Source organism: Delftia sp. 60, from assembly GCF_002754395.1.
GTDB lineage: Bacteria > Pseudomonadota > Gammaproteobacteria > Burkholderiales > Burkholderiaceae_C > Comamonas > Comamonas acidovorans.
This window is the reverse complement of record NZ_PEFD01000001.1, coordinates 3,049,827-3,063,457: the sequence shown is the minus strand read 5'-3', so window position 1 is coordinate 3,063,457 and position 13,631 is coordinate 3,049,827. Positions and strand designations below refer to the sequence as shown.

Annotated in this window: 15 protein-coding genes; 8 read left to right on the top strand and 7 right to left on the bottom strand. The window is 66.9% G+C overall.

The annotated features are described in order from the left end of the window. Nucleotides 1-83 precede the first annotated feature (83 nt). Both CLV01_RS13900 and CLV01_RS13895 read left to right on the top strand, forming a co-directional pair. On the top strand, nucleotides 84-1,079 hold the full coding sequence (locus tag CLV01_RS13900) for a DnaJ C-terminal domain-containing protein (protein WP_063326527.1): 996 nt from the start codon (nucleotides 84-86) through the stop codon (nucleotides 1,077-1,079). Next, on the top strand, nucleotides 1,076-1,411 hold the full coding sequence (locus CLV01_RS13895; protein ID WP_034392145.1) for a chaperone modulator CbpM: 336 nt from the start codon (nucleotides 1,076-1,078) through the stop codon (nucleotides 1,409-1,411). Before CLV01_RS13900 ends, CLV01_RS13895 begins: the two co-directional genes overlap by 4 nt. A gap of 88 nt (nucleotides 1,412-1,499) precedes the next feature. On the opposite strand, the gene CLV01_RS29120 is transcribed toward CLV01_RS13895, so the two are convergent. Beyond that, complete coding sequence (locus tag CLV01_RS29120; protein ID WP_012204826.1) at nucleotides 1,500-1,661, bottom strand: hypothetical protein; 162 nt, start codon at nucleotides 1,659-1,661, stop codon at nucleotides 1,500-1,502. A 244-nt stretch (nucleotides 1,662-1,905) separates the two neighbouring features. Here CLV01_RS29120 and CLV01_RS13890 point away from each other — a divergent pair, with 244 nt between their 5' ends. Continuing rightward, entirely contained in the window at nucleotides 1,906-2,532 is a 627-nt protein-coding gene (locus tag CLV01_RS13890) for a lipocalin family protein (RefSeq protein WP_034398350.1), read from the top strand. An 18-nt stretch (nucleotides 2,533-2,550) separates the two neighbouring features. Here the strand turns inward: CLV01_RS13890 and CLV01_RS13885 are convergent, their stop codons facing one another. The 4 genes from CLV01_RS13885 to CLV01_RS13870 form a co-directional block, all read right to left on the bottom strand. Continuing rightward, complete coding sequence (locus CLV01_RS13885) at nucleotides 2,551-4,239, bottom strand: ABC transporter ATP-binding protein (RefSeq protein ID WP_043823549.1); 1,689 nt, start codon at nucleotides 4,237-4,239, stop codon at nucleotides 2,551-2,553. Next, nucleotides 4,236-5,363 (bottom strand): ABC transporter permease, encoded by a 1,128-nt coding sequence (locus tag CLV01_RS13880; protein ID WP_373681050.1) that lies wholly within the window; start codon nucleotides 5,361-5,363, stop codon nucleotides 4,236-4,238. Before CLV01_RS13880 ends, CLV01_RS13885 begins: the two co-directional genes overlap by 4 nt. A gap of 143 nt (nucleotides 5,364-5,506) precedes the next feature. Next, complete coding sequence (locus CLV01_RS13875) at nucleotides 5,507-6,535, bottom strand: microcin C ABC transporter permease YejB (protein WP_013803046.1); 1,029 nt, start codon at nucleotides 6,533-6,535, stop codon at nucleotides 5,507-5,509. 96 nt (nucleotides 6,536-6,631) lie between these two features. Next, nucleotides 6,632-8,449, bottom strand: a complete 1,818-nt coding sequence (locus CLV01_RS13870) for an extracellular solute-binding protein (RefSeq protein ID WP_082848181.1) — start codon at nucleotides 8,447-8,449, stop codon at nucleotides 6,632-6,634. Nucleotides 8,450-8,573: 124 nt separating this feature from the next. On the opposite strand from CLV01_RS13870, the gene fabI reads away from it, so the two are divergent. Continuing rightward, the gene (gene fabI, locus CLV01_RS13865) at nucleotides 8,574-9,374 is read left to right on the top strand and encodes an enoyl-ACP reductase FabI (RefSeq protein WP_012204820.1); all 801 of its coding nucleotides are present in this window, start codon (nucleotides 8,574-8,576) and stop codon (nucleotides 9,372-9,374) included. Here fabI and CLV01_RS29115 read toward each other — a convergent pair. Then, nucleotides 9,371-9,529, bottom strand: coding sequence for a hypothetical protein (locus CLV01_RS29115; RefSeq protein WP_157158299.1), 159 nt, complete (start codon nucleotides 9,527-9,529; stop codon nucleotides 9,371-9,373). The two genes, fabI and CLV01_RS29115, sit on opposite strands and share 4 nt — an antisense overlap. A 120-nt stretch (nucleotides 9,530-9,649) precedes the next feature. On the opposite strand from CLV01_RS29115, the gene CLV01_RS13860 reads away from it, so the two are divergent. From CLV01_RS13860 to CLV01_RS13850, 3 genes are all read left to right on the top strand, one after another. Next, the gene (locus CLV01_RS13860) at nucleotides 9,650-10,102 is read left to right on the top strand and encodes a hypothetical protein (protein WP_225614194.1); all 453 of its coding nucleotides are present in this window, start codon (nucleotides 9,650-9,652) and stop codon (nucleotides 10,100-10,102) included. Nucleotides 10,103-10,164: 62 nt separating this feature from the next. Continuing rightward, nucleotides 10,165-10,800 carry a superoxide dismutase gene (locus CLV01_RS13855; RefSeq protein WP_099734062.1) on the top strand — a complete coding sequence of 212 codons (636 nt, stop codon included), beginning with the start codon at nucleotides 10,165-10,167 and terminating at the stop codon, nucleotides 10,798-10,800. 35 nt (nucleotides 10,801-10,835) lie between these two features. Further along, nucleotides 10,836-11,756 (top strand): ZIP family metal transporter, encoded by a 921-nt coding sequence (locus CLV01_RS13850; protein WP_012204817.1) that lies wholly within the window; start codon nucleotides 10,836-10,838, stop codon nucleotides 11,754-11,756. A 24-nt stretch (nucleotides 11,757-11,780) separates the two neighbouring features. On the opposite strand, the gene CLV01_RS13845 is transcribed toward CLV01_RS13850, so the two are convergent. After that, nucleotides 11,781-12,512 carry an IclR family transcriptional regulator gene (locus CLV01_RS13845; RefSeq protein WP_034392130.1) on the bottom strand — a complete coding sequence of 244 codons (732 nt, stop codon included), beginning with the start codon at nucleotides 12,510-12,512 and terminating at the stop codon, nucleotides 11,781-11,783. 157 nt (nucleotides 12,513-12,669) lie between these two features. Between CLV01_RS13845 and CLV01_RS13840 the strand changes: the two genes are divergently transcribed. Next, entirely contained in the window at nucleotides 12,670-13,623 is a 954-nt protein-coding gene (locus CLV01_RS13840) for a hydroxymethylglutaryl-CoA lyase (protein WP_043781550.1), read from the top strand. Nucleotides 13,624-13,631 lie beyond the last annotated feature (8 nt).

Sequence of the window (13,631 nt, the reverse complement as noted above, 5' to 3'; positions counted from 1 at the left end):
GGTTGAGACCCTGCCATGACCGGGCTATGCTGCTTTCGGGTTTGTCCAGAACATCGCCCGCAAGGGCCGGAGGACGGAAATTCATGGATTACAAGGACTACTACCGCATCCTGGCCGTGGACAGGCAGGCCAGTGCCGATGACATCAAGAAGGCCTACCGCAAGCTGGCGCGCAAGTACCACCCCGATGTCAGCAAGGAGGCTGACGCCTCCGAGCGCATGGCCGAAGTCAACGAAGCCAATGCCGTGCTGTCGGACCCCGAAAAGCGCGCAGCCTACGACGCCCTGGCCGATGCGCCGCGCCGCAGCGGGCCGGGCGCCGGCGGCTTCCAGCCACCACCTGGCTGGGAAGGGCAGGACTTTCACTTTCGCAGCAGCGACGGCGCCATGCCGGAGGGCGACGCGGACTTCAGCGAGTTCTTCTCACAGATGTTCGGCCAGGGCGCGCGTGCCCGCCATGCGGGCGGAGGCGGCCAGCATCGCTCCCCGCCTGACCTGCGCGGGCAGGACCAGCACGCCAGCATCGAGCTGGACCTGCTGGACAGCTACCAGGGCGCGCAGCGCAGCCTGCACCTGCGCACCACGGTGCTGGATGAGGACGGACACCCCGTGGCGCGCGACAAGGAATTGCAGGTCAGCATTCCCAAGGGCGTGCGCGAAGGCCAGATGATCCGCCTGGCCGGACAGGGCGGCCCGGGCCTGGGCAACGGCCCGGCAGGCGATCTGCTGCTGGAAGTGCACCTGCGCCACGATCCGCGCTGGTGGGCCGAGGGCAAGGATGTCTACCAGCCCGTGTCCCTGGCCCCCTGGGAAGCCGCACTGGGCGGCCCGGTCCGCGTGGCCACCATTGCCGGTGAATTCGAGGTCAGCGTGCCCGCAGGCAGCCGCGCTGGCCGCAAGCTGCGCATCAAGGGCAAGGGCTTGCCCGCCGCCACGCCGGGCGACCTGTACCTGGTACTGGGCATCGCCCTGCCCGAGCCCCAGACCGACGCCCAGCGCCAGGCCTATGCGGCACTGGCCCAGGCCTTTCCTTCGTTCGATGCCCGCCAGCACGCAGCGGGCCAAGGAGCCACGCGATGAGCACGCCGCTGTACCCCTTCTACGAGCCCGCAGAACTGCTGGACGAAGGCGCTCTGGATCTGCAGGATCTGGCCCGCCACTGCCAGCGCAACACCGCCTGGGTGGTGGAGCGTGTGCAGACCGGCGTGCTGTACTGCGAAAACGAGCCGTCCGGCGAAGCGGCCGCGCCACAGGCGCAGTGGCGCTTCAGCAGCCAGACCCTGGTGCGCGCGCGCCGCATAGCCCATCTGGAGCACAGCTTCGATGCCGACCCTCAGCTGGCCGCGCTGACGGCGGACCTGATCGAGGAAGTTCAGATGCTGCGCCGTAAGCTCCAGGCACTGCAGCATTGAGAACGCCGCCTCAAAAGCAAAAGCCCTCGTAAGAGGGCTTTTGCTTTCAGAACGTGGCCGCAGCAGGCATGCATGCGGCCCGCCGTGCTCAGCGGTGACGCTTGCCGGGGTTCTTCTTGGTATGGGTGTGGGCGCCACGGGCGCGGCTCACGCGCTGGCCACGGCCGGGCGTCGGCAGGGTGACGCCGTTGGGCAGGGGAGGCTGGGGAGTGAACTTGCGGTCGGCTTCGGTAACGATCTTGTTGCCCATGGCATTTCCTTCTTCAAAAAAATGAGAACGCGCAATTAGGCCATAGACCTGCATGACCGCGCACAAAAAAACACATGGCCTGCTCTGGCATAGGGAAAGTTCCAGCGTTGCGCGGCCCGCACAGCACCGGTGCAGGCAGCGCCGGCCTACACTGCGGCCCGGTTTTCTGTCCTAAAGTAGGAGCACGCTGCCAAGCGCGCAAGACCCTGGCATGCACGTCTGCCTGAACACGGAGTTCCGCACCATGTCACCCCGCCACCCCAATACAGAGTCAACCACCCCATCCACTTCCCGCCCCGCCTGGGTGCTGCCCACGGCCGGCCTGGCAGGGCTTGCCGTAGGCGCCGCCGCAGCAGCGTTGCTGTGGAAGGGCCTGCGCAACCCGCCCATCCCCCCTACCGTGGAGCCGGTGCGCGGCTGGGACATCCAGCGCTACATGGGCCGCTGGTATGAAGTGGCGCGCATCGACCACAGTTTCGAAAAAGGCCTGGAGCGCACCCAGGCCGAGTACACACAGCTTCCCGACGGCACGGTGCATGTGCTGAACCGGGGCTACGACGCCCGCCACCGGCGCTGGAAATCCTCCGAGGGCAAGGCCCGCACGGTGCACGGCCCGGATGTTGCGGCGCTCAAGGTCTCTTTCTTCGGTCCGTTCTACGGCGGCTACAACGTGGTGGCTCTTGATGCCGAGTACCGCTGGGCCATGGTGGTGGGATCGGACCTGCGCTATTTCTGGATTCTTTCGCGCACGCCCGAACTGGCCGACGGCGTGGCGGCACGCCTGCTGGCGCAGGCCCGGCTGCTGGGCGTGCCCGTGGACAAGGTCCAGTGGATCCTGCAGGACGGAGTCAACCCCACGGGCAGCTGGTAGCGCGGACCGGCAACTGCCTCAGAACCCCTCGGGCATGCCGTCGCCCGAGAAGCCGGCGGCCTCCACCAGCCGCTGCGTGTACGCCTGGCGCGGCGCGCCCAGCACCTGGGCGACGGGGCCGGATTCGACGATGGCGCCGTCCTTCATGACCACCACGTCATGGGCCATGGCGCGGATCACGTCCACGTCATGCGTGATCAGCAGATAGGCCAGTCCCCGCTCGCGCTGCAGCCGCTGCAGCAGGCCCAGCACCTGCTGCTGAATGGTCACATCCAGCGCGCTGGTGGGCTCGTCGAGCACCAGCACCTCGGGCTCCAGCACCAGCGCACGTGCAATGGCGATGCGCTGGCGCTGACCTCCCGAGAATTCGTGGGGATAGCGGTCAAGCAGGCCGGGAAACTGTTCCTGCGTCAGGCCCACGGCCGACAGCATCTCCACGATGCGGTCGCGTTGCTGCGGCGCCGTCAGCGACGGCGCATGCACGCGCAGGCCTTCGCCAACGATCTGCTCCAGCGTCAGCCGGGGCGACAGCGATGAATACGGGTCCTGGAACACCACCTGCACCTTGCGCCGCAGCGCACGGTTGGCGGGCGAGTTGCGCGTGGCTGGCTGCTGCCAGGCATGGCCGGCAATGCGTAGCCGGCCTTCATGGGGCAGCAGCCCCAGCACAGCCTGGGCCAGCGTGGATTTGCCCGATCCCGATTCACCGACCACACCCACGGTGCGCCCGGGCAACAGCGCCAGGTCTGCGGACTGCACGGCGACGAAGCGCCCCTGGCCGAACCATCCGCGCATGCCTGCCAGCGGCACCGGATAGCTGACCTTGAGGCCCTGGGCCTGCACCAGCGGCTCGCCAGCCGTGGCCTGGGCGCCTGCCTCCACCTCGATCAGGTCGCGGCGCGGCACGCTGGCCAGCAGCTTGCGCGTATAGGCATGGCGCGGAGCCGCCATGACCGCCGACACCCCGCCCTGCTCCACCAGTTGCCCGCGCTCCATCACCGCCACGCGGTCGGCAAAGCGCCGCACCAGGTGCAGGTCGTGCGTGATCATCAGCACGGCCATGCCGGTCTGGCGCTGCAGGTCATCGAGCAACTGCAGGATCTGGCCGCGCAGCGTGACATCGAGTGCCGTCGTCGGCTCGTCGGCCAGGAGCAGGCGCGGGCTGCTGGCCAGCGCCATGGCGATCATGGCGCGCTGGCGCTGCCCGCCACTGAGCTGGTGGGGAAAGGCGCGGGCGCGGCGCACAGGCTCGGCAATGCCGGTGGTCGCCAGCAATTCGGTGGCCTGGACCAGGGATTGCGCTCGCGTCAGCCCCTGCTTGAGGCGAAGCACCTCGCCCACCTGCTCGCCCACGGTCATCAGCGGGTTGAGCGCCGTCATGGGCTCCTGGAAAATCATGGCCACGTCGCCGCCGCGCACGGCGCGCATCTCGCGCTCGGGCAGGCGCAGCAGGTCGCGGCCGTCGAACAGGGCCTGGCCTCCCAACTGAGCGTCTCCAGCCAGCCGCAGCAGCGACAGCGCGGTGATGGTCTTGCCCGAGCCGGACTCGCCCACCAGCGCCAGCTTCTCGCCTGCCGCCAGGTCGAAGCTCACGCCGTGCACCACATCCTTGCTGCCGAAGCGCACGCGCAGGTTGCGCACGGACAGCAATGTCCGGCCACGGCCGGGGGGCGAAGGCAGCTCCATTGCCGGCTGCTCTGCGTTCATGCGGCGTCCTTTGCATCGACACCGGGGGCGGCATCGCTGGCTGCGGCCTTGCGCGGGTCCAGCGCATCACGCAGCGCATCGCCCATGAAGGTCAGCAGCAGCAGCGTCACCACCAGCACGGCAAAGGTGGACAGCGAGATCCACCAGGCATCGATGCTGTTCTTGCCCTGGTTCAGCAGCTCACCCAGGCTGGGGGTGTCAGGCGGCACGCCCAGCCCCAGGAAGTCCAGCGAGGTCAGGGCCAGGATGGCCGCACTCATGCGAAACGGCAAAAAGGTCACCACGGGCGTCATGCTGTTAGGCAGCAGATGGCGCCAGATCAGCGCGCCATTGCCCACGCCCAGCGCCCGCGCCGACTTCACATAGTCCAGCTGGCGGTTGCGCAGGAACTCGGCACGCACGTAGTCCGACAGACCCATCCAGCCGAACAGCGACAGCAGCACCAGCAACAGCGAGACGCTGGGCGCCAGCACCGCGCTGAAGATGATCAGCAGATACAGCTCGGGCATGGAGCCCCAGATCTCGATGAAGCGCTGGAATGCCAGATCGGTCCTGCCGCCGAAAAAACCCTGGACGGCCCCCGTCACCACGCCCAGCACCACGCCCGACGCCGTCAGCGCCAGCGCAAACAGCACGCTGACGCGAAACCCGTAGATCAGCTGGGCCAGCAGGTCGCGCCCCCGGTCATCGGTACCCAGCAGGTTGTCGCGCGAGGGCGGCGCCGGATTGGGCGAGGTCGCAAAGTAGTTCAGCGCCTGTGGCCCATAGGGATTGAGCGTATACAGCGCCCAGTTGTCGCCCTGGCTCAGGCGGTCGCGGATGAAGGGGTCCAGGTAGTCGGTGGCCGTCTCGAAGTCGCCGCCGAAAGTCTTCTCGGAATAATCGTTCCACAGCGGCCAGTAGGTCTGGCCCTCATAGCGCACCACCAGGGGCCGGTCGTTGCTGATCAGCTCGGCGCCCAGGCTCAGCACCACCATCACGCAAAAAGCGACCAGGCTCCAATACCCCAGCCGATTGCGCCTGAACCGCATCCAGGCCCGCCGAGCCGGCGACACTGCCACCACAGCCAGCGGTACAGGCGCTGCCCCTGGCAGCCCTGCGCCTGGTGCGGCAAGAGGGTGCATCTCAGTTTCCATGTTGCTGCATCACAGGGGCGCGACCGCCCAAAGTCAGGGACACCAGGCAAGAGCCTGCGCCAGCCGCCAATGGCCCGAACGCTCCCCCCGCAAAGCAAGAGGGGGATGCGGCGCCGCCGTTCAGGAGGCGCTCAATCAAACCGTACACGCGGATCCACCCACACATAACAAAGGTCACTGACCAGCTTGGTCACCAGGCCGATCAGCGTGAACAGATACAGCGTGCCCAGCACCACGGGATAGTCGCGCCGAATCACGCTGTCATAGCTGAGCAGGCCCAGGCCGTCCAGCGAGAACAGTGTCTCTATCAGCAGCGAGCCCGTGAAGAAGGCCCCGATGAAGGCGGCCGGAAATCCGGTGACGATGGGGATCAGCGCATTGCGCAGCACGTGGCGGTAGAGCACCTGCCGCTCGGACAGGCCCTTGGCACGCGCAGTCAGCACGTACTGCTTGCGGATCTCTTCCAGGAAGGCATTCTTGGTCAGCATGGCCGTGATGGCGAAGCTGCCCGCCACCATGGCCGTCACCGGCAGCGCGATATGCCAGAGATAGTCCACGATGCGCGCGCCCCAGGACAGCTCGTCCCAGTTGGAGGAAGTCAGCCCGCGCAGCGGAAACCACTGCAACTGGCCGCCAAAGATCACCAACAGCGCCACGCCCAGCACGAAACCCGGAATCGCATAGCCGACCAGGATCAGCAGCGTGGTGGCGAAGTCGAACCGCGAGCCGGCCCGCACGGCCTTGGCAATGCCCAGCGGCACGGCAACGAGATAGCTGATGAAAAAGGTCCACAGTCCCAGGCTGGCCGAGACCGGCAGCTTCTCCTTGATCAGCTGCCAGACATCCTTGTTCTGAAAGAAACTGCGCCCCAGGTCGAACCGCGCGAACTGCCCGAGCATCTGGAAGAAGCGCTCATGGGCCGGCTTGTCGAAGCCGTAGAGGGCCTTGATCTGCTCTATGCGCTGGGGGTCCACCCCCTGGTTGCCACGGTAGGCCAGGCCACCGCCTTCGCCGCCACGGCCCACGCTGGCCTTGGCCTCGGCCAGATACTGCTCGACCGGGCCACCGGGCACGAACTGCACGACCACGAAGGTCAGCAGCAGTACGCCCAGCAGGGTCGGCACCATCAGCAGCAAGCGTTTGAATATGTAGGCCCACATAAGAAGTCTTGCATTATGTCCATTGCGGGGAGGGGCCCCAGCCGGGGGACGCCCTCATCATGCAACGGATCGCAACGACACAGCCGCAACGCCGGCTCATGGAGGCGGCGCGGTCAGCACCGGCATGCGGGCCCACCAGGTGTCCATGGCCCAGCTCTCGCCCTTCGCATAGGCCGGAACCACGGCCGGTCGCACCAGGCGCCAGGAGTCGTAGACCATGCGGTGCGTGCCCGCGCTCCACTGCGGAATCAGGTAGTGGCCGTGCGTGATGATGCGTTCGAGTGCGTGGCAGGCAGGCAACAGTTGGGCCTCTGTCTTGGCCTCGGTCATGCGGCGGATCATGGCGTCGACCGCCGGGTTCTTCACGCCGGGGAAATTGCCGGAACCCTCGGTTGCCGCCGCCTGGCTGCCGAACAGGTCGGCGAATTCCTGGCCTGGATTGTTCGTGCCCTGGTAGGCGATGGAGATGATGTCGTAGTCGAACTTCTCCACGCGCTGCTGGTACAGCGCAAAGTCCGCCGAGCGAAAGCGCAGCCGGATGCCCAGCTTTTCCAGATTGCGTATCCAGGGCGAGACCTGGCGTATGCCCGACTCGCTGCTGTCCAGGTACTCCAGCTCCATGGCCTGGCCCCGCGCGTTGCGCAGCACGCCATCCTGAATGGTCCAGCCGGCATCGGCCAGCAATTGCCGCGCCTGGCGCAGATTTCCGCGCAACGAGCTGTCGCCATCGGTGCGCGGCGGCTCGGCCATGGGGCCGAAGGCCTCCGGCGGAATGCTCTTGCGCAAGGGCTCCATCAGCGCCAGCTCCTCTGGCGAGGGCTCGCCATGGGTCTCGCAGGCCGTGTTGCCGAACAGCCCGCGCACGCGCTGGTAGGAACCGTAGAACATCTGCCGGTTCATCCACTCGTAGTCCATGGCCAGGCCCAGGGCGCGGCGCACCCGGACGTCCTGCAGCACAGGCCGGCGCACGTTGAGCACGTAGCTCTGGAATCCCGATGGCAGCTTGTTGCTGAACTCGCCCTTGACCAGCTCGCCCCGGTCGAAGCGCTTGCCGTACAGGCGCCGCGCCCAGTCACCGGCGCTGTAAAAGCGCATGAGGTCGAACTCCCCGGCCTTCAGCGCCTCCAGCCTCGCCGTGTTGTCGCGGTAGATCTTGACGGAGATGCGATCGAAATTGGCCGTGCCAACGCGCACAGGCAGATCGCGGCCCCAGTAGTCCGGGTCACGCACATAGGTGATGTCCTTGCCGAAACGCACGGGACCTATCTTGTAGGGCCCGCTGCCGATGGGCGTGTCCGTCACCACCTGGTCGAAGGGCTTGGCCTTGCCGTTTTCCACGCCCCAGTCGCGACTGAACACTGGAATGGCCCCCACGGTCAGCGGCAATTCCCGGTTCGGCTGCTTGAAGCGAAAGCGCACGGTGCGCTCGTCCAGCACATCGACGCCCGCCACATCGAAGAACAGCGTTCTGTAGCCGGGCAGTGCATGCGGGCCCACCAGCGTGTCATAGCTGAACTTGACATCGGCGGCCAGCACGGGCTTGCCGTTGTGAAAGCGTGCCTGGGGCCGCAACCGGAATGTGGCGGACAGGCCGTCGGCCGCGGCCTGCACATCCTCGGCCAGCAATCCGTAGCCGGTGGCGGTCTCGTCCAGCGAGGGCCACAGCAAGGTGTCGAACATGAGCTCCGCCAGATAGGCGGGCGACGACCCCTTGATGGTGAACGGGTTGTATTTGTCAAAGGTGGAGATGCGCAGATTGCTCACCAGGCGCAGCTCGCCGCCCTTGGGGGCCTTGGCGTTGACATAGTCGAAATGGCTGAAGCCCTCGGCGTAGCGGGGCTCGCCCCACAGGGCATAGGCATGCGAGCCCCAGGCCGGCACACACGCCGAGGCCAGCAGCAGCGAAGAAATCATCCAATGGCGCATGCGACAATTCTGCACCACGCAGCCAGCCCTTCCGCTGGCAAACGCTGACGCGGGCCCCGGCCGTCGCCGCCAGCTGGTGCGCACTTCCACTCACTTTCTCTGGAGAACAACAATGGGCTTTCTCGCCGGTAAAAAACTGCTGATCACGGGCGTTCTGTCCAACCGCTCCATCGCCTACGGCATCGCCAAGGCCTGCCATGCACAGGGCGCGGAGCTGGCCTTCAGCTATGTGGGCGAGCGCTTCAAGGACCGCATCACCGAGTTCGCCGCCGAATTCGACTCCAAGCTGATCTTTGACTGCGACGTGGCAGACGATGCCCAGATCGACAAGCTGTTCGCCGACCTGGGTGCGACCTGGGGCAAGTTCGACGGCTTCGTGCACAGCATCGGCTTTGCACCGCGCGAGGCCATCGCCGGCAACTTCCTGGACGGCCTGTCGCGCGAAGGCTTCAAGATCGCGCACGACATCAGCGCCTACAGCTTTCCGGCCATGGCCAAGGCGGCCCTGCCCTACCTCAACGACAAGTCCTCGCTGCTGACCCTGTCGTACCTGGGCGCCCTGCGCTCCATCCCCAACTACAACACCATGGGCCTGGCCAAGGCGTCGCTGGAAGCCTCGGTGCGCTACCTGGCCGAGGCCGTGGGCCGCACGGCAGACGGCCGCGCCATCCGCGCCAACGGCATCTCGGCCGGTCCCATCAAGACCCTGGCCGCCTCGGGCATCAAGGACTTCGGCAAGCTGCTGGGCCGCGTGGCCGATGCATCGCCGCTGCGCCGCAACGTGACCATCGAGGACGTGGGCAATGTGGCCGCCTTCCTGCTGTCGGACCTCGCCTCGGGCGTGACGGCCGAGATCACCTACGTGGACGGCGGCTTCAGCCAGACCGCAGGCCTGTCGGCCGACCAGGTCTAAGTCACCGCCAGACTGCGACCCGCCCCGCAGGCATTGCCGCCTGCGGGGCTTTTTTTCGCCTGGAATCCAGGCATCCGCATCCTGCCGATGCGCGAAAGGAAATACACATCGGATTGCATACGGTCATTTTTGTTTTGAATGAGAATGATTCTCATGAATAATACAATTCTCAGATCAATATCAAAGAACCTCTGAAAACCTCGGAGCCAGCAGATATGCAAGCAACCTCTGACCTCAGTCTGCCCTCTCCCGTCCCGGCACCCTCCGAAGCATCCTTGAATCAATGGGAACAGCTGGCGCGCCGCGCCCATGGGCATTTCCATGCAGGCCAGATCGAAAGCGCGCTCGCCATGCAGATGAAGGCCCTGCACGTGGCGCAGCGCCTCATCGCCGGCCCGCTGCTGGCGGAACACGCCGATCACTGCATGGCCGCCTGGGTGGTCTCCCACCACAACCTGGCCGAGCTGCTGGCATTGCGCCAGCAGCCCGCACTGGCCATCGAATACCTGTGCGAGGCGCACCAGGGCCTGCTGGCCCTGGGTGATGCGCGCCACCATGCGGCCGCCGTGTGCAGCGCCGCCTGGCGCCATATGCGCGAAACCCATTCAGCCCTGCTGCAGTGGCAGCGCCAGCACGGCAGCCAGCCCCGCATCGATGCGGCGCTTCAGGCCTCGGCCCGCGTCTTCGACTGCACAGCCACCGCCCTGCCACCCCGGCTGGCGCATTGATTGCAGCCGCACAGACATCGCAACGCACCGATTTTTTCCCCGTAGTCCCTGAAAGAAACCACATGAGCAACTACACCCTGCCTCCCCTGAACTACGCCTACGACGCGCTGGAGCCCCATATCGATGCGCAGACCATGGAGATCCACTACACCAAGCACCATCAGGCCTACGTGAACAACCTGAATGCCGCGCTCAAGGACACGCCGCACGGCAGCCAGCCCGTGGAGCAGCTGATCGCCGACCTGTCCCTGCTGCCCGAAGGCGTTCGCGGTGCCGTGCGCAACAACGGCGGCGGGCACGCCAACCACAGCCTGTTCTGGACCGTGATGGCCCCCGTGGACCAGGGCGGCGGCGGTGCTCCCTCGGGCGAACTGGCACAGGCCATTGACCGGGAGCTGGGCGGCTTCGATGCCTTCAAGACCGCCTTCACCCAAGCCGCGCTCACGCGCTTTGGCAGCGGCTGGGCCTGGCTGGTGGTGGGCAAGGACGGCAAGCTGGCCGTGGAAAGCAGCGGCAACCAGGACAGCCCGCTGATGGCCGGCATCGGCTCCGGCGCCACCCCCATCCTGGGCCTGGACGTGTGGGAACACGCCTACTACCTCAAGTACCAGAACCGCCGCCCTGAATACATCGCGGCGTTCTACAACGTAGTCAACTGGGCCGAAGTGGCCCGCCGCTACGCCGCCGCACGCGGCTGAACGGTCCGCAACGCCAACCTCTGACCTCGACCAGCATGGATCTGCCACAACGCTTCCGCTCCAAGACCAGCGTACGGTCCAACATCCGCCTGTGGATAGGCCTGGCCATCATGATGGCCGGCGCCTGGGCGCTCACCAGCCAGTTCTGGGCCTACGCCCAGAACCATCCGGTGGTCTTCCAGGCCCTGGCCGGAGGCTCGGCCGCCGCGCTGGCGACCGCACTGGGCACCGTGCCCGTGATGCTGTCCCAGCGCCTGTCCGAGCGCACGCAGGACACCCTGTTCGGCTTTGGCGCCGGGGTCATGCTGGCCGCCTGCGCCTTCTCGCTGATCCTGCCGGGACTGGAGGCCGTGCGCACCCAGGAACTGTTCGGTGGCGGCAGCTGGGCGGCTGGCGGGGTCATAGGTTCGGCCATCCTGATGGGCGGTGCCGCCCTCATGCTCATGGACAGGCTCCTGCCCCATGAGCACTTCATCAAGGGCCGCGAAGGTCTGGACCCGCAAGGCGCGCGCAAGCTGCAGCGTACCTGGCTGTTCGTCTTCGCCATCACCCTGCACAACCTGCCCGAAGGCCTCGCCATCGGCGTGGGCTATGCGGGCAACGACGGACTGCGCGCCAATGCGCTGGCCACAGGCATTGCCATACAGGATGTGCCCGAAGGCCTGGTGGTGGCCGTGGCCCTGCTGGCCGCAGGCTACAAGCGCAGCTTTGCCGTGTTGCTGGGCATGGCCTCCGGCCTGGTGGAGCCCGTGGGCGCCGTGCTGGGAGCAGCCATTGTGAGCGGCTCGGCAGCCATGCTGCCCTGGGGCCTGGGCTTTGCAGCGGGCGCCATGCTGTTCGTGATCAGCCACGAAATCATTCCCGAGTCGCACCGCAAGGGCCATGAAGCCTTTGCCACGGGCGGCCTCATGCTGGGCTTTGTGCTGATGATGGTGCTGGACACGGCCCTGGGCTGAGCCAGCGCACCGCGCACGCCTGGCTCAGGGCAGCAAAAGCCCCAGTTCCCGCGCCGCCGCCAGCACATGGCGGGCGTGGCGCTCTTCATAGCGGTGGGCTGGCATGGTCAGTGTCAGCGCCGCTGCCAATTCCCCATCGCGCTTGAACACGGGGGCCGAAATCCCGGCGATCTCGCGGTGCCTGTCTCCCACCATGGCGCAGTAGCCATCGGCACGCACACGGGCCAGCTGCGTGCGGCTGCCGCCGCGCGATGCGGCGTACAGCTCGGTGTCGAAAGCCGACAGCACGCGCCCGCCTGCGCCCTGGCCCAGCGGCAGCAGATCGCCCGTGCGTGCATGGTCGCGCACGGGGTGCGGCGAATCCACGCGGTACAGGCACAGCCGGTCCTGGCCCTGGCGCACGTGGTAGGCCGCACTTTCGCCCGTGGCCTGCACCAGGGTGCGCAGCACGGGCATGACCACGCTGTCCAGCGAGAAATGCCGGGCATAGACGGTGTTCAGCCGCGCCACGGCCGGGCCCACGGCGTAGCGGCCGTCATCCATGCGCAGCACCCAGCCGCCATGCTCCAGCGAGGCCAGCAGCCGCAGCACGGTGCTCTTGTACAGGCGCGTGCGCTCCGACAACTGGGCTAGCGTCAGCCCGTCGTCGCCGTCGCGAAACGCTGCCAGCAGGCTCAAGGCCCTGTCCACGGCCGCCACGCCGCCCGGCGCGGCGTTCTCGTCGGCCACCGATTCCGTCACTGATTTGCGAGGCATAAAAAGGCACCCAAGGGAAAACCCCAGGCACGCAGGCTTGACGATGGCGCGTGCAGCAGGGAATATTTCAATAGAGAGAATATAGTTCTATCTATTAGAACCACACAGAACCCCGATGTCAACAGGTGAATCCGCCACCATCGACACCCACCACCGGATGCAACTGCCCATGTCCTCCCACCGTTTTGACGTACTCATCAGCGAAGTCGGCCCGCGCGATGGCCTGCAGTCCGTGGCCTCCACCATGTCCACGGCGCACAAGCTGGCCTGGATCGCCGCGCTGGCCCATGCAGGCCTGCAGGAGATCGAAGTCGGCTCCTTCGTCTCGCCCAAGCTGCTGCCGCAGATGGCCGACGCGGCCGAGGTGGTCGCCCAGGCCATCACCCTGCCCGGCGTCACCGTGATGGCCCTGGCCCCCAATCTGCGCGGCGCCGAGGCCGCGCTGCGCGCCGGCGCCCACAAGGTCACGCTGCCCGTCTCGGCCAGCCCCGCGCACTCCATGGCCAATGTACGCAAGACGCCCATGCAGATGGTGGACGAGGTGCGGGCCATTGCCGCGCTGCGCGACGAGATCGCACCGCAGGCCCTGATCGAGGCGGGCATCTCCACGGCCTTCGGCTGCACGCTGCAGGGGCTGGTGCCCGAGGACGAAGTGATTGCACTGGCCCTGGCCTGCGTGGCGGCGGGCGCCGATGAATCGGGCCTGTCCGACACCACGGGCATGGCCAACCCGGCCCAGGTGCGGCGCCTGTTCACACGGCTGCGCGCCGAGCTGGGCGAACATGCAGGCGCGGCCCACATGCACAATACGCGCGGCCTGGGCCTGGCCAACTGCCTGGCCGCCTACGAGGCCGGCGTGCGCACCTTCGATGCCTCGCTGGCCGGCCTGGGCGGCTGCCCGTATGCGCCCGGCGCCTCGGGCAACGTGGTCACCGAAGACCTGGTCTTCATGTTCGAGGCCATGGGCATCCGCACCGGCGTGGACATCGATCGCCTGATCGCCGCCCGCCAGCCGCTGGCCGCAGGCCTGCCCGGCGAGGAACTGCACGGCATGACGCCGCTGGCCGGACTGCCCAAGGGCTTTGTGCCCCGCATCTACGCACCGGCCTGAGCCGCAGC